22 protein-coding genes and 1 riboswitch are annotated in these 21,331 nt (G+C 66.6%); of the genes, 7 read left to right on the forward strand and 15 right to left on the reverse strand.

Annotation, left to right across the window (positions count from 1 at the left end; genetic code table 11):
* Positions 1–3: 3 nt before the first annotated feature.
* From AC1DB8_RS00835 to AC1DB8_RS00870, 8 genes are all read right to left on the reverse strand, one after another.
* Entirely contained in the window at positions 4–210 is a 207-nt protein-coding gene (locus AC1DB8_RS00835; protein ID WP_476891959.1) for a hypervirulence associated TUDOR domain-containing protein, read from the reverse strand.
* A gap of 134 nt (positions 211–344) precedes the next feature.
* Positions 345–1,040 carry a class F sortase gene (locus AC1DB8_RS00840; protein WP_476891960.1) on the reverse strand — a complete coding sequence of 232 codons (696 nt, stop codon included), beginning with the start codon at positions 1,038–1,040 and terminating at the stop codon, positions 345–347.
* A gap of 17 nt (positions 1,041–1,057) precedes the next feature.
* Positions 1,058–2,065 carry an ice-binding family protein gene (locus AC1DB8_RS00845; protein WP_476891961.1) on the reverse strand — a complete coding sequence of 336 codons (1,008 nt, stop codon included), beginning with the start codon at positions 2,063–2,065 and terminating at the stop codon, positions 1,058–1,060.
* Positions 2,066–2,203: 138 nt separating this feature from the next.
* A riboswitch (cyclic di-GMP riboswitch) is annotated at positions 2,204–2,278 on the reverse strand.
* 676 nt (positions 2,279–2,954) lie between these two features.
* Positions 2,955–4,052 (reverse strand): cytochrome b/b6 domain-containing protein, encoded by a 1,098-nt coding sequence (locus AC1DB8_RS00850; protein WP_476891962.1) that lies wholly within the window; start codon positions 4,050–4,052, stop codon positions 2,955–2,957.
* A gap of 557 nt (positions 4,053–4,609) precedes the next feature.
* The gene (locus AC1DB8_RS00855; protein WP_476891963.1) at positions 4,610–5,593 is read right to left on the reverse strand and encodes an electron transfer flavoprotein subunit alpha/FixB family protein; all 984 of its coding nucleotides are present in this window, start codon (positions 5,591–5,593) and stop codon (positions 4,610–4,612) included.
* A 10-nt stretch (positions 5,594–5,603) separates the two neighbouring features.
* Complete coding sequence (locus AC1DB8_RS00860; RefSeq protein ID WP_441416702.1) at positions 5,604–6,380, reverse strand: electron transfer flavoprotein subunit beta/FixA family protein; 777 nt, start codon at positions 6,378–6,380, stop codon at positions 5,604–5,606.
* Between the two features lie 211 nt (positions 6,381–6,591).
* Positions 6,592–7,164: an MOSC domain-containing protein gene (locus AC1DB8_RS00865; protein WP_476891964.1), complete on the reverse strand. Its 573-nt coding sequence runs from the start codon at positions 7,162–7,164 to the stop codon at positions 6,592–6,594.
* A gap of 43 nt (positions 7,165–7,207) precedes the next feature.
* Positions 7,208–7,855, reverse strand: coding sequence for a M15 family metallopeptidase (locus tag AC1DB8_RS00870; RefSeq protein ID WP_476891965.1), 648 nt, complete (start codon positions 7,853–7,855; stop codon positions 7,208–7,210).
* 157 nt (positions 7,856–8,012) lie between these two features.
* Here AC1DB8_RS00870 and AC1DB8_RS00875 point away from each other — a divergent pair, with 157 nt between their 5' ends.
* Positions 8,013–8,822 (forward strand): GOLPH3/VPS74 family protein, encoded by an 810-nt coding sequence (locus AC1DB8_RS00875; protein ID WP_476891966.1) that lies wholly within the window; start codon positions 8,013–8,015, stop codon positions 8,820–8,822.
* A 40-nt stretch (positions 8,823–8,862) separates the two neighbouring features.
* Here AC1DB8_RS00875 and AC1DB8_RS00880 read toward each other — a convergent pair whose 3' ends face one another.
* Together AC1DB8_RS00880 and AC1DB8_RS00885 are read right to left on the reverse strand one after the other, a co-directional pair.
* A complete protein-coding gene (locus AC1DB8_RS00880) occupies positions 8,863–9,210 on the reverse strand; it encodes a cupin domain-containing protein (RefSeq protein ID WP_441416706.1) in 348 nt (115 codons plus the stop codon).
* 908 nt (positions 9,211–10,118) lie between these two features.
* Positions 10,119–11,189 carry a LacI family DNA-binding transcriptional regulator gene (locus AC1DB8_RS00885; RefSeq protein ID WP_441416710.1) on the reverse strand — a complete coding sequence of 357 codons (1,071 nt, stop codon included), beginning with the start codon at positions 11,187–11,189 and terminating at the stop codon, positions 10,119–10,121.
* 172 nt (positions 11,190–11,361) lie between these two features.
* Here AC1DB8_RS00885 and AC1DB8_RS00890 point away from each other — a divergent pair, with 172 nt between their 5' ends.
* From AC1DB8_RS00890 to AC1DB8_RS00910, 5 genes are all read left to right on the forward strand, one after another.
* On the forward strand, positions 11,362–12,249 hold the full coding sequence (locus AC1DB8_RS00890) for an ABC transporter substrate-binding protein (protein WP_441416711.1): 888 nt from the start codon (positions 11,362–11,364) through the stop codon (positions 12,247–12,249).
* Positions 12,250–12,356: 107 nt separating this feature from the next.
* The gene (locus tag AC1DB8_RS00895) at positions 12,357–13,145 is read left to right on the forward strand and encodes an amino acid ABC transporter permease (protein WP_175323740.1); all 789 of its coding nucleotides are present in this window, start codon (positions 12,357–12,359) and stop codon (positions 13,143–13,145) included.
* Positions 13,142–13,921 carry an amino acid ABC transporter ATP-binding protein gene (locus tag AC1DB8_RS00900; RefSeq protein WP_346957928.1) on the forward strand — a complete coding sequence of 260 codons (780 nt, stop codon included), beginning with the start codon at positions 13,142–13,144 and terminating at the stop codon, positions 13,919–13,921. The genes AC1DB8_RS00895 and AC1DB8_RS00900 overlap by 4 nt, the downstream gene beginning before the upstream one ends.
* Entirely contained in the window at positions 13,921–14,961 is a 1,041-nt protein-coding gene (locus tag AC1DB8_RS00905) for a Gfo/Idh/MocA family protein (protein ID WP_476891967.1), read from the forward strand. The genes AC1DB8_RS00900 and AC1DB8_RS00905 overlap by 1 nt, the downstream gene beginning before the upstream one ends.
* 72 nt (positions 14,962–15,033) lie before the next feature.
* The gene (locus AC1DB8_RS00910; RefSeq protein ID WP_476891968.1) at positions 15,034–16,155 is read left to right on the forward strand and encodes an NAD(P)/FAD-dependent oxidoreductase; all 1,122 of its coding nucleotides are present in this window, start codon (positions 15,034–15,036) and stop codon (positions 16,153–16,155) included.
* A gap of 93 nt (positions 16,156–16,248) precedes the next feature.
* Here AC1DB8_RS00910 and AC1DB8_RS00915 read toward each other — a convergent pair whose 3' ends face one another.
* A complete protein-coding gene (locus tag AC1DB8_RS00915; RefSeq protein WP_476891969.1) occupies positions 16,249–16,452 on the reverse strand; it encodes a hypothetical protein in 204 nt (67 codons plus the stop codon).
* Positions 16,453–16,846: 394 nt separating this feature from the next.
* Between AC1DB8_RS00915 and AC1DB8_RS00920 the strand changes: the two genes are divergently transcribed.
* On the forward strand, positions 16,847–17,296 hold the full coding sequence (locus tag AC1DB8_RS00920; protein WP_476891970.1) for an RDD family protein: 450 nt from the start codon (positions 16,847–16,849) through the stop codon (positions 17,294–17,296).
* Here the strand turns inward: AC1DB8_RS00920 and AC1DB8_RS00925 are convergent.
* The 4 genes from AC1DB8_RS00925 to AC1DB8_RS00940 all read right to left on the reverse strand — a co-directional run bounded on the left by AC1DB8_RS00925 (position 17,272) and on the right by AC1DB8_RS00940 (position 21,228).
* Positions 17,272–18,075 (reverse strand): alpha/beta fold hydrolase, encoded by an 804-nt coding sequence (locus tag AC1DB8_RS00925; RefSeq protein ID WP_476891971.1) that lies wholly within the window; start codon positions 18,073–18,075, stop codon positions 17,272–17,274. The two genes, AC1DB8_RS00920 and AC1DB8_RS00925, sit on opposite strands and share 25 nt — an antisense overlap.
* A gap of 254 nt (positions 18,076–18,329) precedes the next feature.
* A complete protein-coding gene (locus AC1DB8_RS00930) occupies positions 18,330–19,334 on the reverse strand; it encodes a PDR/VanB family oxidoreductase (RefSeq protein WP_441416717.1) in 1,005 nt (334 codons plus the stop codon).
* Positions 19,335–19,394: 60 nt separating this feature from the next.
* Positions 19,395–20,492, reverse strand: coding sequence for an aromatic ring-hydroxylating oxygenase subunit alpha (locus AC1DB8_RS00935; RefSeq protein WP_476891972.1), 1,098 nt, complete (start codon positions 20,490–20,492; stop codon positions 19,395–19,397).
* 154 nt (positions 20,493–20,646) lie between these two features.
* Positions 20,647–21,228, reverse strand: coding sequence for a PadR family transcriptional regulator (locus AC1DB8_RS00940; protein ID WP_441416719.1), 582 nt, complete (start codon positions 21,226–21,228; stop codon positions 20,647–20,649).
* Positions 21,229–21,331 lie beyond the last annotated feature (103 nt).

Genomic DNA, 21,331 nt, shown 5'->3' on the forward strand with positions numbered 1-21,331 from the left:
GCGCTACTTCTTTTCGGTCAGGGCAGAGGCTTTGTGCGCTGCCTGGGCCCCGGTCCTGGCGGACTCCACGACATACTGCGGCTCGTCTTCACTGGCCCGGTGGGTGTGTCCGTCCAGCTCGAAGTCGCGGACCTTTTTCTCCACGATCTTGCCGTGGGTGGTGCCTTGGGGCGTGTTCCATTCCACGGGTGTTCCCTTGCTCAGCGACATCGGCACTCCTCGGATAGGGCGGTTGCTGCAGCGCGCGGCTGGCTGGCAGCCGAAGCCTCAATAGTAAGCATGATGAGCTTTATTGGGTACTGGCTGCTCCCGACGTCGTCCGCGGATCGGCCGCCTAGCGGCCGTCACGAGCCGGGTATCTGATCGGCGGTGATGATGATGTTCGTGCCCCACAGATCGGCGGTGTAGCAACTAATCAGAATGAGGCGGTTGGGTACCTTGTCCCAGATTCTGCTGTTTTTCAAGGTGTTTTTGTTCTCGGTGGTGACAGTTTTGACAGTGTAAATCGCAGGCCCTGTCTTTGTTGTGACCGTGATCCGGTCGCCGGCTTTCGCGCGGGTACTGAGGTGGTTGAAGGCCGTGTCCCGGTCCTGCCAGCTGTGGCCGATTATGTAGGTGGTGTCGGCGGAGCCCGGGCTGCCGTACGACGTCAGCCAGTAGGCGTCGAGCGTATCGGGGGGAGTGATGGAGCCCTGACCAGGAGCCGGTGTCAGCGGCAAAAGGTCCTGGTTCATGTCGATGCCGGTGTAGGCGATGTGCAGCGGCGGCGAGCCCAGCTTGGCCTGGGCTCCCGGCGCCGACGGCGATACCCCTTGAACGGCGGCGGGTTGCGTGATGGCTGGGGTGGGTGCCGACCTGGCCGGCGGGCCTGGCGGGGCAATGAGGGTGACTAGAACGGCCAGCAGAAGCGCGGTCAATGTGCCGCCAATGAGTAGTCCGGTGCGGGACCCGCCCTTGGCGGCATGACCATCACGTGAAGAGCGGGTCAAGGAGAGATCGCCAACCACGGGGTCTTTTTGCGGCGGCTTTTCCGCGTCCACGAAAGGGGCCGCTTCTCTTAGTTATTCCCTTGAGCCGAGCGCTTTCTCCGGGCCAGCATCAATGCTCCCATCAGGCCCGTCAGCACAGCGGTCGCCCCGATGGCGAACCCTGTGCCAGGGGAATGGGTTTCTACCGCAGTGTCGATATTCCGTCCCCGCCCGGTGGCCGGTCCTGTTCCAAGGCCGGTCCCGGCGTTCTCCGCTCCCGTCACGGCACTGGTGCCCGTACCCGTCCCTGAGCCCGCACTGACGCCGGCGGAGCCCGTCCGGGGCACCGCCCCGATCGCGGTACCTGCCTCAGTGGCCCTGGGGCTGGGGGCCGCGCCGGCTGAAGGTGAAGCGGTAGCGGAGGGCGACGGTGCCGCGGACCCTGTTTCGCATCCGGGGAGGGTGAAGACGTTGGTATCCAGGGAGACTTGACCGTTGCGGGCCAGTGCCCGTCCCTGGACGGTGGCGCCGGTCGTCGCGGTGATTGAGGTGAGGGCCAGGATGTTTCCGACGAAGCTTGACGCAGTGCCGAGTGTTGCGGAGCTGCCGACCTGCCAGTAGATGTTGCACGCCTGGGCGCTGTTGGTGAGGACGATGCTGCTCGCCGACGCTGTCGTGAGGGTGGAGGCGACCTGGAAGATGAACACTGAGTTCGGGTTCCCTTGTCCGTTCAGGGTCAAGGCACCACCGACGGCCAGGGGGCCGGTGGACTTGTAGACGCCGGGGGTCAGGGTTTGCCCGACGAGGTCACCGGCGACGCTGGCAGTGGCGGCGCGGCCGGCTGCGTCGTTGTAGGCGGTGGTCAAGTCCGACTGTGCCTGACCGGCCTGAGCGTCACCCGCGTGGGTAGCGCCTGCAGCGACCCCGGGGAGGAAGCCGGTGATTGCACTGCCCGGGTAGACGCCGAGCTCTCCGGCCAGTGTCGTGGGACCGGTGTTGGTAACGGTCGTTCCGCCCAGGACGGAGTATGCGGCCGCCGTTCCTAGCCCCACGGGGCGTCGGCGGCGAAGGCCGGGGACTGACTCACGATGGTCCACCCCAAGGCGGCGGATAAGCCGATCGCGACCGCCGCCGTGCGGCGTCGTGAATGGAGGCGGCGGGCGCCGGAGGCGACGCTGCTATGTTTTCGGAGGCGAACGGGGGTGGAGGAGATCGAAACCATGATGGAATCCCTTGTTGGCGGCCCGGCCGACCACTAGGGCCCCGTAGCTTTGCGTCGCGGATTCGCACCCGGTTTGCCCTTATCGACGAGCGAATGCCCGATCTTCCGTAACCCTAACAGCAGAAGATGGCTGTCATTATCATCTTTAGGAACGCTCATCAAGTTGTTTTCTGCTGTCACGGCAAGACGCGGGATCTGCTGCACGGTTTGGCTGGTCGCCCAAGCGGGGCCTTGCGGTACGGGCGTACAATAGTGATAGAGTCCGCCGCGTTGAGCACCCGCTCCCAGGAGCGCGTATGGCCGTGGATCCGTTCCAGCTTCTACTGGAACAGGAATAAGGGACACCAGATGCCAACCAGTCCGTCTTCGCTTCCGGAACGCAGTCATGGCAGACCCGGGATTTCGTGTTCCGGCCCCGACGGCAACAGGGCCACCGGAGCTTCAGGCGAGAAGCGGATGCCGGAGATCCGACGCCTGGCCATGACCATCATTGGGGCCTTGATGGCGGACGCCGACCCGGAGCGTGAGCGCGAAAGACAACATCTCAGCGGACTCGTGGAAACGTATCCCGGCCAGCCGGATGTGGCGCTGGCACAACATTTGTTGGCCGTCAGGCGCCCCCTATTCGATGATCAGAATGGCTGGACGGCGGCCGGCCCCCGTTCTCCGGAATCCAGCGCAAACAGGGAACAGGACCGATAGTTCCAGCCTCGACGGTCTGCCTCGATAGCGATTCGCGATCGAGGCAGACCGTCGTTTGACGCCTACCGGCTGCTCACCTTGCCGAACAGCTTGGCGAGGGGTGCCAGCACGAGCGGCCGGGCGGCGTACCACCCGGCCGTGGTGATGGCGATGGCGGCCGCGAAGAGCCAGAACCCCACCCAGTTCATCTCGTCGGTGCCGGCGAACATGTGGTTCAGGTTGCGCAGCGCACCGGTCGCGAACACCAGGAACACGTGGACCAGGATGAACAGCACGAAAAACAGCATTGTCGGGAAGTGGAGCGCACGCGCCACCTCCACCGGGTAGGCCTTGTTCAGCGTTGTCGCGTTCTTGGGCCAGAACTCGCTCATGCGAGCCCCCGTGATTGCCGCGAGCGGGGCCGCAATGAACACCACGAGGAAGTACATCAACTGCTGCAGGCTGTTGTAGTTCACCCAGCCGTTCTCGACCGGCCAGTCCAGTGTCATGTACTGCAGGAGTGCAGAGAGCGCATTCGGGAACACCTCCCAGCTGGTCGGGACGATCCGCATCCAACGGCCCGAGGCGAACAGCAGCACCGCGAAAATGAGCCCGTTGGCCAACCACAAGACGTCGAGCGACTGGTGCAGCCACAGGTTGATGCTGACCTTCTTGCCACCGCGCTTTGGGGTCCAGAACGCGGGCGGTTTCTGCTGCGTGCGCACCTGGTAGCCGGAGCGGATGATGAGCACCATCAGGAAAATGTTCAGGAAATGCGTCCACTGCGCCCACCACGGGAAGCCGGTCTCGGCGGTGTCGGGCAGGCTATATTCGCCGGGGTACCTCTCGAGGAACTCCGGCACGCCCGGCAGCGTGGTCACTCCGCGCGCGGCGAGGACAAGAATTGCGGCGGCGGCCACGGCGACGACGGCGAGCTTGACCCACTGGGCCGGGGTGCGGGAGCCGTAGAGCCTTGCTGCGGCCTTCGGCCTTCCGGGCTTTGCGGGCTTTTCAGCGACGACGGGCGTGGCCACGGGTGCCGGGGCGGCTGTGATCGCGGGGGATATGGGGACCGGTTCACTCGACGGCGCCGGTGGCTCCGCTTCGGCAACGGTCTCCGCGACGACGACGGCGGCAGCCGGGGCAGGCGCCGGCACGACGGGCTCGGGGGCTGCCTGCACCGCAGAAACAGAAGCGGGGCTGGCAGCACGCGCGGGAGCCAGGCCCGCTGGAGGCCAGGGTTCGCCACCGGGGACGCGAGGGAGTCCGCGGCGAAGCTGGGTGGCTCCCGCCGTCGTCTGCGCGGCCGGTGCGGTGACCGGAGCAGCCGCCGCCGACGTCGCCGCTGGTTCCGTTTGGGGGGTGGCAGCGGCGAGCTTCGCTTGCGCGACCGGCGCGGCCGGCGTCGGCGCAGGCTCGCCGCCTGGGGCCGGAGCCTCTGACACGGATGCCACCGGTGCCGCGACCTCGCCGGCGGGCGGCCAGGGCTCGCCGCCCGGCACCCGCGGCAAGCCCCGGCGAAGCTGCCACCCGCCCGCAGCTGCTGCCGGGACGTCCACGGCAGGAGCGCTGACTGCGGGCACCGGAGCGGACAGCGCCGTCGTATCTGGTTCCGTTTCCTGCGCAGCAGCCGCGGAGGAAAGCAGGCGCGCGGGTGCTTGGCCTGCTGGCGGCCAGGGCTCGCCGCCCGGCACGCGCGGCAGGCCCCGTCGGATGGACCCGGAATGAGTTGCCATCGCTATTTCTTCCGGGCCTCAAGGGCGCTGATCAGCTGAGGGACAACCTTGAACACGTCGCCCACCACGCCGAAGTCGGCGATCTCGAAGATCGGCGCGTCCGCGTCCTTGTTGATGGCGACGATCGTCTTCGCGGTCTGCATGCCGGCCCGGTGCTGGATCGCGCCGGAAATACCAAGCGCGATATACAACTGGGAGGACACCGAAACCCCGGTCTGCCCGACCTGCTGCGATTGCGGAACGAAGCCTGCGTCCACCGCGGCACGCGAAGCACCAACGGCAGCGCCGAGCGTATCGGCGAGCTGATCAACGAGGGCGAACTGTTCGGCCGAGCCGAGGCCGCGGCCACCGGCGACAACCTTGGCGGCACCGCGCAGCTCCGGCCGCGAGGTGGCGGCGACGGCCTCCTCGAAGGAGTCGACCCGCGCTGCCGGCTTCCCGGAGGGGGGCACCGCCAGGGTTTCCGACGCCGGCGGCTGGGCCGCAGCCCGCGCTTCGATGGAGCCCTGGCGGACCGTGATGACCGGCGCGCCAAACGTGGCCGTCGACGTCACGTTGTAGGCGCCGCCGTAGACGGAGTGGTGTGCCACCACGCCCTCGTCGTCGCGGGACACACCGACGGCATCGACGCACACCGCTGCCCGTGACCGGGCGGCGTACCGGCCGGCCAGGTCCCGTCCGTTCAGGGAATGCGAAATCAGGATGGCGTCCGGCTGCACCTGCTCCGCCGCGGTGGCAAGCGCGTCGACGCCCGGCACGCCCAGCGCGGACGGATCCGTAGACTCTGCGATCAGCACGCGGGCGGCGCCCAGGTCCGCGGCCTCCGCGGCGGCGGCCGTTCCGGCGCCGGGCTCGGCAAGCACCAGGGCAACCGGCGTGCCCACCGCGGCGGCAGCGCCGAAGAGCCCGGCCGCAGCCTTCTCAAGTTCACCGGAAGCCAGGGCTTCCACGACGACGAGGATTGCGTCACGAGGGAATTCAGTCATGTCGTTACTCCTACGCCAGTCGGTTTTCGATCAGGAAGTCGGCGAGCTTCTCGCCGGCATCACCCTCGTCAACGATCTTGACGCCGGCAGCGTGCGGGGGCTTCTCGGCCACCGCCAGCATGATCGACCGCGCCGCGTCCGGGTTGTCGGCCGAGATCCCGAGGTCGCCAAGGGTCAGCACCTCAAGGGGCTTCTTCTTCGCGGCCATGATTCCCTTGAAGTTGGGGAAGCGCGGCCCGGGAAGCGCCTCGGTAATGGAAATAACCGCAGGCAGCTTCGCCGATACCTGCTGCACGCCGGATTCCACGCCCCGGGTCCCGGACACCGCGCCGTCGCTGATCTCCACGGCGCTGAGACCGGAAGCAAGCGGCACGTCAAGCAGCTCGGCGAGCATCGCGGGAATCATGCCGCCGGATCCATCGGTGGAGACGTTGCCGGTGATGACCAGGTCAAACTCGACGCGGCGGATCGCGGCTGCGAGGGTTTCGGCGGTAAGCCCCAGGTCAGCGCCCCGGAGCGCCTCGTCAGAGACGTGGACGGCGCTCGCCGCACCCATCGCCAGCCCCTTGCGGATGGTGGCCGTCGCGCCCTCGGGAGCGAGGGAAAGGAGGGTCACCTCGGTGCCCTCGTTCGCGTCGGCATACGTCAGGGCCAGCTCCAGGGCCCGCTCGCCGATCTCATCAATGACTGTCTCGCTGGCTTCACGGTCGGCGAGGCCTGTTTCAAGGTTCAGTTTTCGGTCCCCGTAGGTGTCGGGGACCTCCTTGACTAGGACGATAATCTTCATCGATGACTCTTCCTGTGGCGGGCATGTCTCCGGAGGGGACACGTCGGATCTCCCTAGAGTCTACGAAAGCGAAGCCCGGCCTGGCTGACCGGTCCCGTGTCGCGAACCGGCGGGCCGGGACTTTGCCCTCTTTTGTCAGGACCGCCCGGCGTTCGGATACCGTCTGCTCGTGCCCCTGTGTTTCGTCGGCGAGTCGACGGCATGCGTCGGACTAGGGCAAGCGCGATGGGCGCAGCAGCGTCGGTTCGCCCGCGCGGTCCGGGTCAAGCGGGACCGGACTGATCAGCACTGCCGGGCCGCGGTGCAGGACCCCGTCCGAAAGCACCTGGCACCGCACACCGCCCCGCCCGCGCATAGCTTTGTGGGCGCCCGGGGCGAGCATCGCATCCATCCAGGCGCACGGATGGGCCGGCCGCCCGGCCTTGAGCCGCACCAGCTCGCCGCCGGATTCCAACGCGAATTCGTGACGGAGCAGCGGGGCCAGGTGGGCTCCCCTGATGTGCACATTGCGACGTGTGAGCAGTGGGTCAAGGGCTGCCGTTCCCAGCTCTGCGGCGATGGCTTCGAGGGCCTCGACGGCGAACACGGTGACGGCGGCATCCATGTGCGCGGCCTTGCCGAAGAACCGGTCGCCGACGATGCCCTTGCCGGCCAAGAACGTGGCCTTCTCGGCGTCTGCGGTGGGGACGTCGGCGGCGCCCTCCCGTGCGCGGCCGAAGTAGGCGTGCGCCGGCGACACGAGCAGGTGCAGGATCTCGACGTCGTACCTATAGCTAGCCGTCATTCCACCAAGTTATCGCCTCGCGGGGTCCTGGGCGTTCGTTGGCTTAGAGGTAATCAGGGGCGGGTTCCAGCTCGAAGTAATCCTCGAGGGTGGGGAAGTCCTTCATCTCCTGGGCGATGGCCTTTCCCACGAAACGCAGGTGCCAAGGCTCGTAGGTGTAGCCGGTAACGTCCTCGGCCCCCGCGGGGTAGCGGATGATGAATCCATAGCTCGCGGCATTCGCGGCCGCCCACTTACCGGCCGGGGTGTTTGCGAAGCAGGCCTGCAGGGCGCAGACCCCACTGGCGTTGCCGATGTCCATCGCCAGCCCGGTCTGGTGTTCGCTGAAGCCGGGCCGCGCGGCGAGGGTATCGGCCGTCGCCTGGCCGTACTGGCGCACGTAGCTGTCGTAGAGGCTTGCCTGCTGGCTGTAAGAACGGTAGCCGCTGACCGGAATGATGTTCACGCCGGCCGACTTGGCGGCTTTGGCTAACTGTTTGTAGGCGTCCGCGGCCTCGGTCCGCAGCTGTTCCCCCTGGACCCTGACCAGCCGGGCCGGCACGTAGGTGGCGGGGTCCAACGGCCGGTGTTTGTTGACCACCACCTGCAGGCTGGAGGCGGAGTCGATGTCGTAGCCCGTCGAGGCTACAGCCGGCACTGATGGTGCGATCATGCCGAGCGTGAGCAGCAGCCCCGCCAGTGCGCCTGTCATCCTGCTGATTCGCTTGAGCACCATGGCCTCCAGAAGTGTCCGGAACAGATGCGGGGAACCTTACCGGTCGGCACGGCGGGAGTCGAGGGCATTTATCTCCGGGGACCCGGGACGAAATCCTCATGCGGCGGCTGACCAACCGCGCCACCATGTTGGTATGAACGCTGAAACGCCGAAGCCGGCGGAGCTGAACCTTCCCCAGGCCTTCCTGCTGTTGGCGACGAACGACAAAGACGGCAAACCGGAGGTGCCGGTGTTTGCACTCAGAACCACGCTGGCGGGGGCAATCTTGGCCGAGCTGGAGCTGATCGGTGCCATCGAGCTGCAGGGGAAGAACGTCCGGGCTACCCGCGCCGCCCCGCCGACGGATTTCCAGCACGAGCTGGAGCTCATCCGCGGCAAATCACGGCCTCACACTCCCAAACGGTGGGTCGCCATGCTGGAGGGCCGCGCCGAAGTGCAGCGTGTCTACGAGCGGATGGCGGCACTGGGCATCGTGGAACATGTCGGCGAAAAACACCTCGGCGTGTTCCGGTCCACCCGGTACCCCGAGGTGGACCACGCTTCGAAAGCTGCGCTTCTGAAGAAGCTCGAGGCTGCACTCAGCGGTGCCGCACCGGTCCCCGGCGCACCTGATGCGAAAACGTCCGACGCCGGGGCGCCTCCTTCGACGGGGCCCGACGCCGGGACGTCTCCTTCGACGGGGCCCGACGCCGGGACGTCCGCGGCAGGGACGCCCGTGGCCGGGACGCCCACCGGGGCCGGCACGCCGGCTGCGCCCGCGCCCGACGCTAGGACCACGGCGCTGATTGCCCTGCTGCAAGCGGCCGGCCTGTTCGGCAAGCTCTTCCCGGCGGCAGACCGAGTCCGCGCCGACGAGTTGGCAAAGGACTACTGGCCCGCCCGAGCCGTGGAGGACGAGCTGCGGATGATCAGACTGGCCCAGGAAGAAGCCGCAACCCTCTAGGCCGCCGGATGGCTGGCGTCTCGGCGTGAAGGACGCGGGATTACTCCTGGCTGACGATGTCGACCGAGATCTCCACCGCCGGAACGGTTCCTCTGTTCTCCAGCCAGTGAAGAGTTTCCCTATCCTCGGGCCATCCTGCCCCCGGCCCGTAGTCGGTAGCGACTCCATTCCGGTGGTCGGTGATCGTTCCCTGCAGAATGTAGACGAGGCCAGGCCGGCCTTTGTGGTCGTGAACCGGACCGAAGACGCCGCCCGGCTCGATGGTCACCATCCGCATTCGAAGCTGGCGCCCTGCCATGCCCTCGATCTCCGGGCCAAGGTCAACCGTGGCAAGCAACTCCGACTTAACACCTTTGGTCTCCGGTGCCGTGTGGTCCTGGCTCATCATGCTCTGCTCCCATCCCTCGACTGGCCCTTCTTCTTGGCGGGGCTTCCGCCAGGGTTCCAGTATGTGATGCAGCTCACCTGAATGTGAATGCGACCGTGAGGCTGTTCGCCTGCTGGGTGTTGACACATTGTTGACCCACGGATCAGTCTGGGCACAGGGGCTGAGACCAGGAGGCGACATGGACCAGTCGCAAAGGGACACGGCGGCTAAGGCCGCATGGATAACCGGCGGATTCGCCTTGGCGGGAACGTTAGTTACGGCGCTATTCACCAGTGGCACTCTCGCGGGCTTCCCTGCCGGTGGGGCACCTTCGCCTGTACCCGCCAGCAGTTCAACGGCGTATGTCGGCGCGTCATCGGTAGTCTCAAGCACGCCACCGCCGGTCACCCCAACTCCGACGCCCCTTGTACCCGAGGGCGTGGAAGGACATTGGAAGGGGGGAGGGGCCGTATCAGAGAACTTTCATCTGACCATTGCGAACGACGCCAGCTGGACGTTGATCAACGGGAACGACATGCAAGCCGCTCACGTAGCAGAAGGGAAAGTCGTCTTCGACGGGGCGCAGGCCACCTTCTACTATGCCGACGGCAGGGCCCCGCTGGTTGTTGACTGGGCCTTAGTCAAAACCCCGACCACAACCGTACTGCATCTTGGAACCTACACCTATACCAAGTAGGCCAAGTTCGCATGCCGGACCAAAGCTGGAACGCGACCGCCACCTTGCCGAGCTTTCGATCGAGATCCTGGGTCCCGGCGGGCAGCGCCGGCCGGTGCTCTCGGTGACCCGGACCGCGGACAGGACCGAACCGCGGGACCTTATGATCTTCTGCTCAGCCCCGGAGCGGCGGCGCTACGAGCGCGAACTGGCCAACGCGCGGCAGCCTGCGCGAGGCTTCCGACGTCGTCGCCTAACCGCGCGCCGGTGCCGCGACGGAGCCCCGGCGGATCAGCTCGGCCGTAAACACCGGCGCGGCCGCAGGCGCCTTCCGGCCCTCCATCTGCCGGATCAGGGCCGCGGCTGCGGCTACGCCCATCTCGTACACTGGCTGCGCGATGACCGTAAGTGGAGGCGTGGTGAGCCGCGTCCAGGCGAAGTCGTCGTACATGAGGAAAGAAACATCCTCCGGAATCGACAGGCCGAGCTCCTGGATAGCCTCGACCACACTCAGCCCGATCAACCCGTCGGAGGCGATGATCGCCGTCGCCGGGTCCGGGCGTTGCAGCAGCTCGCGGGTGATCTTGCGGATCGACTCGTCATCGCCGGCGTTGAGGCGGATCAGATCATCCGGCGGCTGCAGGCCAGCGTCTGCGAACGCGCGTTGCAGGCCGGCGCGCCGGTCCGAAATCTGGGACGAGTCCAACGGCATCCCCTCGCGGTACGGCTCGTCCGTCCGGAGCGTGGAGATGAAGGCGATTCTGCGGTGGCCGGTATTGATCAGGTAACTCGTGGACTCATGGGAGATATCCTCCATGTCGACGGCGATGGTGTCGACATCGAGCCCGGGCGCCTTGCGGTCCAGCAGGACCAGCGGACGGCCCGACTCGTGAACGCGCCGCAGGTGTTGCGTCTCGACCGAAGACGCGGGCGCCACGATCAAACCGTCCACGCGCTTGTCCAGCAGCACCCTCACGGCATCGATTTCCGCGGCTGTGTCCTCGTCGGTGTTGATCAGGATGACGTTGTAGCCGCTGCGCTTGGCGGTATCCGTAATGCCCCGGGTGGCGAGGCCGAAATGGGGGTTCTCGATGTCGCCCACCACCACCCCGATGGTGTGCGACTTTCCCGTGTTCATGCTGCGGGCGAGCTCATTAGGCCGGTAGTCAAGCTCCTCGGCGGCGGCCAGCACCCGCTCGCGCACGTCCTCGCTCACGGCGCCGTAGTTGCCCAGGGCACGGGCCGCCTGGGCCTTGGACACCTGGGCAGCCCGGGCGACGTCGGCGACGGTGACATCGCGGCGCCGGGAAGCATCACTCTTCATGACGGCCTTTCGTAGCGGACCCTTGACGCCCCATGTGGCTTCGATTACATTTCTAGCAATCGATGTGAGTCCGGTCTCAATCCTAGGGACTGAGACCGGACTCAGCAAGACCCGCATCGGCCCTTACCCACTACGGGGCACACTGCCCGCCTACCCGCTCCCCACCCCACGATTGGAAAACGCTGTGAACACAGGAAACAAGCTGCGCCCCGGGGCGCTCATTGCCGCTGCTGTTGCCGCGGTTCTCGCACTGTCCGGCTGCGGCGGAGCCTCCTCCGCCTCGTCGTCGCCGGCGGACAACCCCTACGGTCTGATCGAGCCCGGCACCATTCGTGTAGCCAGCCTCGGTGACTCCAAGCCCTACACCTTCGCCGACGCGCAGGGGAACTTCACCGGCTTCGACGTCGAACTCTTCAAGGATGTCGCCCACCGCGCCGGTATCGACAAGGTCGTCTTTACCGGTCAGGACTTCTCCGGGCTGCTCGCCGCCGTCGCCAACGGCCAGTTCGACGCCGGCGTCGCGGCGATCGGCATCACGGACAAGCGCAAGCAAACCGTCGACTTCTCGGATGGCTACCTGGCGGGCTACCTGACCGTCATCACCACCAAGAACTCGGGCATCGCCAACGCTGACGCGCTCGCCGGAAAACGCCTCGGTGTCGTGCAGGGAACGCTCCAGGAGGCCTACGCCGTCAAGAACTTCACCTCGGCCAGCCTGGTGCGCTTCCCGGACAACAACACCGCTATTTCTGCCGTGAACAGCGGATCCGTGGACGCCCACTTCCTGGACTACGAGGCAGCCAAGGCCTACGAAGAGAAATACGGACTGGTCAGCGCGGCTGACATCCCGTCCTTCGACGCCCCCGCCGGGTTCGCCGTGGCGAAGGGCAAGACGGCCTTCAAGGACGCGCTTAACAAGGGACTGTCCGCCGCCATGGAGGACGGCACCTGGAAGAAGCTGTACCAGAAGTGGTTCCCGGGATCGCCGATGCCCAAGCAGTACCTGCCGAAGGCCGAGCAGGCGGCAAGCCCGTCGCCGAGCCCCACGTCCAGCAAGTAAGCCGCACGGCGGACACCTCCGGCAGCCGCCCCGCTGCCACCTGACCGGGCGGGCCGCACCACGCGGCCCGCCCGGGATCCACAAGCTACCTACGTCTGAGAGACACCATGGACTGGTTAAGCACCATCACCCGCACCTTTTTCGACTTCGGCGCAATGGCCGAAGTGCTGCCCCAGCTTCTGGGAGTCGGCCTCCTCAACACCCTCATAATCTCCGTCGCCGCCACCATCCTCGGTGTTGCCCTCGGCATGGTCGTCGCCGTGATGGGGATATCCCCGTCGGCCTGGCTCCGTGTCCCGGCCCGGATCTACACGGACCTGTTCCGCGGGCTGCCGGCCATCCTGACCATCCTGCTGATCGGCCAGGGATTCGCCCGCATCAGCCAGTCGATATTCGGCCCCTCGCCCTACCCCCTGGGAATCATCGCGCTGAGCCTGATTGCCAGTGCCTACATCGGCGAGATTTTCCGCGCCGGTATCCAGAGCGTGGACAAAGGCCAGGGCGAAGCCTGCCGGGCGCTGGGCATGAGCTACGCGAAGTCGATGGCTCTCGTGGTTGTCCCGCAGGGTGTCCGCCGGGTCCTGCCCGCCTTGGTCAACCAGTTCATCGCCATTGTGAAGGACTCCTCGCTGGTCTACTTCCTGGGCATGCTGGTCTCCGAACGGGAGCTGTTCCGCGTCGGCCAGGATGCCGCCGTCCTCTCCGGCAACCTCTCCCCGCTGGTCCTGGCCGGGATCTTCTACCTGGTGGTCACGGTCCCGCTGACCCACCTGGTCAACTACTTCGACAACCGCTTCCGCACCGGCCGACGCCGCCCAGCCGCCCCCAGCAGCGGCCTCAAGGAAGTCAACGAACTCGCCGCGGCCTCACCGCTGACCACCGGGAGCAACACATGAGCCTCGCAAGCAACACCGCCAGCAATACCGCGCCGGACATTGAGACCTTCCACGGTTCCAGCCTGGAACTGAGAAACCTGACCATGGCCTACGGGGACATCGAGGTGCTCCGGAACGTCAGCCTCAACGTTGCGCCGGGCACCACCACCTGCATCATCGGGCCCTCCGGCTCCGGCAAGTCCACCCTGCTCCGCGGGGTCAACCGGCTGCACGAACCCAAAAGCGGGGACGTCCTCCTGGCCGGTGAGAGCGCCCTGCAGGTCAAACCGGATCTCCTGCGGGCCCGCATCGGCATGGTCTTCCAGCACTTCAACCTCTTTCCGGACCACACCGCCCTTGAGAACGTCGCCCTGGCCCTCTGGAGCGTCAAGGGAATGCCGAAAGCCGAAGCGCGGGAACGCGCCCGCCGCCGCCTCGCCGAGGTGGGCCTCGCCGAGCGCGCCGACCACCGTCCCCGGGACCTCTCCGGCGGACAGCAGCAGCGCGTCGCAATCGCCCGCGCCCTGGCTATGGAACCGGAAGTCATGCTCTTCGACGAGGCCACCAGCGCGCTGGATCCGGAACTGGTCAAGGGCGTGCTGAACCTCATGGCGGGACTGGGCCGGCGCGGCATGACCATGTTGGTGGTCACGCACGAGATGGGCTTTGCCCGCAAAGTCGCCGATCAGGTCGTCTTTATGGACGAAGGCGAAGTCGTCGAATCCGGCACCCCCGCCCAGCTCTTCGACAACCCGCAGAGCGAACGGCTCCAGCGGTTCCTCTCGGAGGTGCTGTGATGGGCAGCGGCGCAGCGGAGCCCATCCGTACCGCCGTCGTCGGCTTCGGTGTCTCCGGCAAGGTCTTCCACGCGCCGCTGATCGCGGCTCATCCCGGCTACTCTCTGGACGTCATTGTCACCGCGGATCCGGCCCGTGCCGGGGAGGCGGCCAGGCTCTACCCGCACGCCCGGATCGTGCCGACGCCGGAGGCACTGTTCACCCTCGCCGGAAGCCTGGACCTGGTTGTTCTCGGGACGCCTCCGCAAACCCACTACGACCTCGCCGCAACGGCAATGGACCGCGGCCTGCACCTCGTGGTGGACAAACCATTCGTCACCAGCCCGGCCGACGGTGAAGCTCTCATCTCCCGGGCGGCCGACGCCGGCGTGCAGCTCACGGTCTTTCAGAACCGGCGCTGGGACGCCGACTTCCTGACGCTCCGGGAACTGGTTAGGAAAGGAGCGCTGGGCGACGTCCGCAGCTTCGAGTCGCGCTTTGAGTGGTGGCGGCCGGACGGTTTCGGGAACTGGCGGGACACTGCAGCGGCGTCCGACGGCGGCGGCATCCTCAACGACTTGGGCGCCCACCTGATCGACCAAGCCGTCCAGCTGTTCGGTCCCGTCGCGGAGAGCTACGGGGAGACCGCCAACCACGGACACCCAGACGGCGCCGATACCGAAGCCTTCGTGTCCCTGCTCCACGAATCCGGAGTCCGCTCACGGCTCTGGATGAACGGCATGGCGGCCCGGGTCGGCCCGCGATTCCACGTTCTGGGCTCCAGGGCCGGGTACACCAAGTGGGGTCTGGACAGTCAGGAACCCGCGCTGGCAGGCGGCATGTTGCCGTCGGATCCGGCCTACGGCGTGGAGCCCGAGGACTCTTGGGGGGTCCTCGGCGTAAACGGAACCTCCGAGGCGGTGCCTGCCCGGCCGGGCGCTTACCCCGAGTTCTATACCCGGCTGGCCGCGGCGCTCCGAGGGGAGGGCCCGCTGCCGGTCGACCCCGAGGAGTCACTTGAGGTCCTGAGGGTTATCGACAACCTCCGCGCCTTCGCCTAGCCATACCTCGCGCCGCCCGGGCAATGCCAGCGCGAAATTTCAAGCACCCATTACGGAACGAAAGGGAGACCCATGTCCTCCACGCCCTCAACCAAACGAGTCGCCGTCATCGGCGGCGGTATCCTCGGCGTCTCCACCGCCGTCCACTTGCTCCGCGAAGGGGCCTCGGTGGTCCTGCTGAGCGAACACGGCCTGGCCAGCGAGGCCACCGGCCGCTCGCTGTCCTGGCTGAACTCCGCCGGAGAACGCTCCACCCCGTACCACCAACTCCGGGTCGCCGGCGTGGACCGCTACCGAACCCTCTTCGCTGCGGATCCGGACCGGGACTGGCTGCAGTTCGGCGGCGGCCTCATGTGGCACGCCGCGGGACAGCAGGCTGCCACCCTCGCCCGCCATGACTACGAGGAGTCCATCGGCTACAACTCCAAACTGCTGGCGCCCGAACAACTCCCTTCAGCCGTTCCCGGCGTCGACCCGGATGCCGTGCCCGAGAGTGCCATCTTCAACCCCGGCGAGGGGTGGGTCAGCCTGCCTGAACTGGTGGAGTTTCTGATGGAGGAGTTCCACGAGCTGGGCGGTGAACTGGTGCTCAATGCCGGCAAGGTCTCCGTCGCGGTCGACGCCGGGCGGGCCAGCGGCGTGCAGACGGCCGCTGGCGATACTTACGCAGCGGATGCCATCCTGGTGGCGTGCGGCGCCGCGACGCCCGCAGTCGTCGCTCCCCTGGGCGTTGACATCCCCAACGCTTCCCCGGTCTCCATGCTGGTTCTGACCAAGCCAGTGGATCACGGACTGAAGGCCGTGCTGAACACCCCGCGGGCGGCCGTGCGGCCAAACCCCGGAAACGCCCTGGCCCTGGACCACGACTGGTACGAAGAGCACATCAGCGAACACGCCGACGGTACCTTCAGCATTTCCGACGACGTGGTTCAGGAACTCGCCGATGAAGCGTCCAAGCTGATCGCCGGCCATCCTGAGCTCAAGCCGGCCTCGTGGAAGATCGGGTACAAGCCCATCCCGGGCGACGGCGAACCGGTCCTTGGGGAGCTCGGCCAGGTGCCAGGTTGCTTCGTGGCCTTCACCCACTCGGGGGCGACGCTTGGCCTTATTGCCGGCGAGCTCCTCGCGGGCGAGATCATGACCGGGAAGAAGCACCCCATGCTCGCCACCTTCCGGCCGGCCCGGTTCTCCTGACCGGTGGGCGGCTGTGCCGCCCGCTCGCAAACGCGACGACGACGGCGGGAAGCTCCCGCCGTCGTCGTCGTCGTTTAGTGCTGCGCTGTGTTCTTAGGCGGAGGCCGAGTCCAGGTTGGCCGCGCCGTGGTCCAGGCTGAGCGTGAACGTGTTCGGGCCGCTGGCGTGGACCGCGATGTTGGACTTCGCGGTGTTGTGCCGGACCGAGAGATCGTGGACCAGGGCGTCCAGTTCGTGGTGCATCGTGGAGCGGTCCCAGAGCTTGTGGGTGACAGTGTTGGCAGTTTCAAACGTCATTGTTCAGTGCTTCCATTCATGAATCCGGGTGTCCGGCTGCCGCACCGATGCGGAGCCGCCGTAGGCCAAACCAGGAACGCCTGAGACCGTGGGCAGCTCTGCGAGCTCACCGGTTTGGCCTCATTGCGTCCACCAGGATGGTGCCCCTGATTCGATTCGGACGCGGAGCGTCGGAGCGAACCTCGGGGCTGCGCGGGCGGGGATTCGAGCCCCTGCCTGCCTTTTCATGATGCACAGCGCCGAGTGGCCGGCTCAAGCCAGAGGGCGATTATTGCGGGTGAGACTGGTCACAGCCGCAGACGGCAGGTGCCGGATGGGCGCGGCGTTGAACAAATCTGATCGGATCCGGTGTCGCATGGGCGGACCACCGATTGCCGCGTGCAAGAATCACTGCGTGAATACCCCCGAACCAGCGATCGTCGACTGGCCTTCGCTGCTGTTCGCGCTTCTTATCGATTCGCTTCTGGTCTGGGCTCCGACCGTATTGCTGTTCGTACTCGCGCCCGGCCGCTGGATCCCTCTTGTCTTGATCCTCTTCACCGCCTTGGCCACCAACTGGGCGCTCTATGCCCGCGGGACTTCGCTTGGCAGCTACCTTGGCGGCTTCCGGCTTCGTACCCGCCATGGCCAGCCGCCGGGGCCGGCCTACGGGCTGATCCTCACAGCGCTGACCTTCCTGTCCATATTCGTAATTGCCGCAGTCATCGCCGTCAGCTTCACCCCGAGTGGCAATGCGTCCAGCCCGCTGGGCAGGCCGGAAAGCCACCCCCTCTTCGGAGAACGAATCCGGCGCAGGCGCTTCCTGCAGTCCGCGGACGACTACTGGGAACGCTGGGCGGGTTGAATCCGGCGGCCCCAAAGACCATCGAGCAGGCGCATTACTTGCAGCGGGCGCTCGAAGGTGGCGAAGTGGCCGCAGCGCGGGATCGTCACCAGTTGGGCGTGCGGGACCACTTCGCCCAAACGGTGCAGATCGGACTGCGGGGTGAAGACATCCACGTCCCCGCGGGTCGCCAGCACCGGGCAGCGGATGCTGCGCCACCGGTTCAAGTCGTAGTGGGCCGCGGCCCGGGCGGCGGCGGAGAAGCTTGCCGGGCGGGCGTCATCGCCAAGCCCGCGCACAACCCCTGCGGGGATGGCTGCGGGAGCTGCGAAAAACGGGGACATCAGTGGCCGCATCACGGGAGCCCTGCCGGTCGCACGTACCAGCGCTGACCCGGCCGGGCCGAGGGCCGCCAGGGTGCGCATGAGCAGGAGCATGCCCACGAACGCCGGGAGCCTGACGAGGCCGCGCAGCGGGTTCCGGGCCGCCTCGGACACACCGAAGGTGGTAGCCGAAATGGCGGCGACGCTGACCACCTGCTCGGGCCAGGCCGCGGCGATATGCAGCGCGAGGAAGCCTCCCATGGAGTGCCCCACCAGATTCCACCGACGGTACCCGAGCGAGTCGAGGATCCCCGCGACAGCCCGGCCCGCGGCATCGATGCTGAAGTGTTCCATCCGGGCATTTTCGGTGGATCCACCCCAGCCCGGCAGGTCGATCAGCACCCGCGCCCGGTCCGGCACTCCGGCGAGCAAGGGCTGGAAGGTGGTCCAGGATCCCGCGGCGCCGTGAAGGTACACGTCCGCAGTAGCCGACGCCGGCCCTCGTTGCTTGAGGCCCGACTGGACATGCACAGTGCAGGGACCCAGTTCCGTCGGGAGGACATGCCGCCACAGCATTGTTGCCTCGGCGGCAGTCGCTTCCTGCTGAACGCGCATGGGCCCCCTCTGCTTTCGGTCTCCATGTTGATTCGGAGCCGAGCTGGTGCCGGACCGGACGCGCGGCGCCTATCGAACCGATCGAATGGGCGGCAGGCAACAGGCGCCGGGTGACCTCAGACGTCGATGGTGACGACGGCGCGTTCCCCTGTTGCATCCGCCCGCGCTCCGGTTTCCGAGCTGACGGCCCGTGAGACGCAGCAGCACATCTTCGCCGCAGCCTGCTGCTGGCGCTCGCTGTAGAACACGTCGCGGTGGTCGACGGTGCCCTGCAGGCCCAGCAGCCGCACTTCACAGAGTCCGCATTCGCCCTTGCGGCAATCGAACATCATGTCCACTCCCGCGCCCTCGAGGGCTTCCAGCATGGACTCGCCGGGACCGACGGTCGTCTCCACGCCCAGCCGGGGGACGCGGACGACGAACTCCTCCGGGTCGAACCACCCGCTGTTGCCGAAGGTCTCGTACCTCAGGTTCGGCACGCTCAGGCCGCGCGTGTCCCAGCCGCGTTTGACCGCGTCCATGAGCCGGATCGGTCCGCACATGTAGAGCTCCGTCTCCGGATCCACCCCGGCCAGCAACTCATCGACCTTCAGCGCCGTGCCCTCGTCATCCACGTGCACCCGCAGCGCGTCGCCGTGCAGCGCTTCCAGCTGGGGCAGGTAGGCCATGGCGGCGCGGCTGCGGCCGGCGTAGACCAGGGTGTAGTCCGCCTTGATGTTGCGCAGCACCCGCGCCATGTTGACCATCGCGGTGATCCCTATGCCCCCGGCCAGAAGCACGTAGCGCGGGGCGCCCACCCGGAGCGGGAAGTTCTGCAGCGGCTGGGTGATCTCCAGTTGGTCCCCGACTTCCAGGCCCTGCATGAAGACCGAGCCGCCCCGGGACTGCGGCGCCCGGAAGACGCTGATGGCCACGCGCCGGCCATCCTCGCTGGAATCCACCACGGAGTAGGAGCGCTTGTGGCGTTCCCCGTTGATCGTGACCATGACGTCGATATGCGAGCCGGGCTCCGCCTTCTTCGGTAGCGACTGGGACAGGACCAGGCGCCGGGTTTCGGCGGTGACGGACTCCGCCTCGACGACGGTTCCGGTCTGCCAGACTTCGATGTTGCTTGCTGCCATGACTTTCTTCTAACTTCTCGCTGGGCTGGAGGGGTCCGGGCTGGACGGGTCTGGGGTCGGTCAGACGGTGGGAATGAGCCGGCCCTCGGCGGCGAGCTGGCGCTCGATCAGCCTGCGGACCCACATCCCGCCGGCGTCGATGTTGAGGTTGTAGAACTCGTAGTCCGGGTTCGCGTCGATCGCCTCCTGCTGCGCCTTGAGCATGGCCTCGTCCTCGCCGAAGACGCCGTGGACGCCGTTGCGAAGCTGGGTGGTGATCAGCTGGCTCTCCAGCCGGTAGTTGCGCATGAAAGCCCAGAAGTAGTGGCAGGTCTTGGCGGTTTCGGGGGAGATGGTGTTCATGACGAAGCCATTCACGCCCTGGCTGCGGTCGCCTTCCGGCGCCCCGGTGCCTGCCTTCGCGACGCCGACGTCGATGTTGATCGTCGACGGCGACTGGAAGGTGATGATCTGCCAGCGGTCCACCTTGCCCTCGAAGCCAGGGAACTTGTCGCGCATGTTCTTGAGCCAGAACGGCGGCGCGTCGATGTCGAGCATCCAGCGGGACACGGTGACGGTGTCGCCGTCCTGGGTCACCTTAAAATCGGACTCGCTCAGTTCGTCCTGCCCGATCGAGGACGAATGGACGAACTCCTCGTGGGTGAGGTCCATCAGGTTGTCCAGCACCAATTGGAAGTTGCACGGGGCAAAGATGGTCTCGCCGTCGCCGGCCCATTCATCCGAGCTCATCTGGTGCATGTCCGGGACCAATGTTGGGTCGGCCTGGGTCGGATCGCCCAGCCAGACCCAGACATACCGGTACCTTTCGATTACCGGGAAGGACGGGACCGTGGCGCTGGGGTTGATGGTTTCCTGCGCCGGCATCGAGACACAGCGGCCGGCGGAGTTGTAAACGATGCCGTGGTACGGGCACTGGATCTCATCCCCGGCAAGCGTCTTGCCCATGGAAAGCGGAGCCAGCCGGTGCCAGCATGCGTCCGCCAGCGCCACGGCCTTGCCGTCCTCCGTGCGGTACAGGGCGAGCGGGCGGTCCGCGATCCGCCGGGACATCGGCTTCCGGGTCACTTCATGGTCCCAGGCGGCTACATACCAGGCATTAAGCGGGTACCCCAGCACCTTGTTGGTTGTCGAACTAACGGACTGCATCATCGCGGTCATGTCATTCCTTCGCTATATCTATCTACATAGGTAGTGGTCTGCGTCACAGCATAACTATGTTCATAGGTAGTGGCAAGGGGTGAGTTTCCGACGGCGGGCGTGCCGGGGCATGCGAAAGGCCCGGAAGCCCTGCGGCTTCCGGGCCGTTCTCCGGTCAGGATTCCAGTTTGTCGATCAGTTCCAAGCCGCGCCTGGCCCACTGGATTTCGGCGTTGGCGCGCTCGATCATGCCCTCGTAGGTGAAGATCTTGTAGCCGGCAATCTTGGCCCTATCGGCTTCAGGCGCCGCCTCCAGGCGGGTTGCCAGGATGGGATTGCTCCGGTCCTCCAGGGCGGCAATCATCTCCTGCCACTGCTGTGCGCGCGAGGAGTGGTAGGCGATGTGCGCCTGCATCTGCGCCCGCGCGGCATCCGGCTCGGCCCACTCCAGGTATGCCGCCTTGAGGTGGATCGGGTCCCGCTCGCGGGTGTAGTCGAGGGTGGTGTTGATCCAGGCGCGGAAGGCCTCAACGCCCTCCGGGGTGATGTGGTAGCGCTTCTTCTTGCCCTTCTTCCCCCAGGCTTCCTCGACGCCGCGCAGCAGGCCGTCCTTTTCCATGCGGCGGAGCTCCGGGTAGATCTGCGAGTCCGGAGCGTGCCAGACGTAGCCGACGGATTGTTCGAACTGCTTGAACACGTCGTAGCCCGTCAGGGGCTGGGATGTCAGCAGGGCAAGCAGGGCGTAGCGCAGACTCACCTCGCCACCGGTCCTTTCCATCGGGCCCGTCGGCCGCATCGCGACATACGGGCCCTGCTTCATCAAAACTCTTGTCAACTAACTATGTTCATAGTTAGGCTGT

It is taken from the genome of Arthrobacter sp. 10N410, from assembly GCF_056394945.1.

Excerpts from the sequence above, each read along its gene's own strand:
- AC1DB8_RS00835 (WP_476891959.1), bottom strand. The coding sequence starts at position 210 with ATGTCGCTGAGCAAGGGAACACCCGTGGAATGGAACACGCCCCAAGGC.
- AC1DB8_RS00855 (WP_476891963.1), bottom strand. The coding sequence starts at position 5,593 with ATGACTGAATTCCCTCGTGACGCAATCCTCGTCGTCGTGGAAGCCCTG.
- AC1DB8_RS00860 (WP_441416702.1), bottom strand. The coding sequence starts at position 6,380 with ATGAAGATTATCGTCCTAGTCAAGGAGGTCCCCGACACCTACGGGGAC.
- AC1DB8_RS00865 (WP_476891964.1), bottom strand. The coding sequence starts at position 7,164 with ATGACGGCTAGCTATAGGTACGACGTCGAGATCCTGCACCTGCTCGTG.
- AC1DB8_RS00870 (WP_476891965.1), bottom strand. The coding sequence starts at position 7,855 with ATGACAGGCGCACTGGCGGGGCTGCTGCTCACGCTCGGCATGATCGCA.
- AC1DB8_RS00875 (WP_476891966.1), top strand. The coding sequence starts at position 8,013 with ATGAACGCTGAAACGCCGAAGCCGGCGGAGCTGAACCTTCCCCAGGCC.
- AC1DB8_RS00880 (WP_441416706.1), bottom strand. The coding sequence starts at position 9,210 with ATGATGAGCCAGGACCACACGGCACCGGAGACCAAAGGTGTTAAGTCG.
- AC1DB8_RS00885 (WP_441416710.1), bottom strand. The coding sequence starts at position 11,189 with ATGAAGAGTGATGCTTCCCGGCGCCGCGATGTCACCGTCGCCGACGTC.
- AC1DB8_RS00895 (WP_175323740.1), top strand. The coding sequence starts at position 12,357 with ATGGACTGGTTAAGCACCATCACCCGCACCTTTTTCGACTTCGGCGCA.
- AC1DB8_RS00900 (WP_346957928.1), top strand. The coding sequence starts at position 13,142 with ATGAGCCTCGCAAGCAACACCGCCAGCAATACCGCGCCGGACATTGAG.
- AC1DB8_RS00905 (WP_476891967.1), top strand. The coding sequence starts at position 13,921 with ATGGGCAGCGGCGCAGCGGAGCCCATCCGTACCGCCGTCGTCGGCTTC.
- AC1DB8_RS00910 (WP_476891968.1), top strand. The coding sequence starts at position 15,034 with ATGTCCTCCACGCCCTCAACCAAACGAGTCGCCGTCATCGGCGGCGGT.
- AC1DB8_RS00915 (WP_476891969.1), bottom strand. The coding sequence starts at position 16,452 with ATGACGTTTGAAACTGCCAACACTGTCACCCACAAGCTCTGGGACCGC.
- AC1DB8_RS00930 (WP_441416717.1), bottom strand. The coding sequence starts at position 19,334 with ATGGCAGCAAGCAACATCGAAGTCTGGCAGACCGGAACCGTCGTCGAG.
- AC1DB8_RS00935 (WP_476891972.1), bottom strand. The coding sequence starts at position 20,492 with ATGACCGCGATGATGCAGTCCGTTAGTTCGACAACCAACAAGGTGCTG.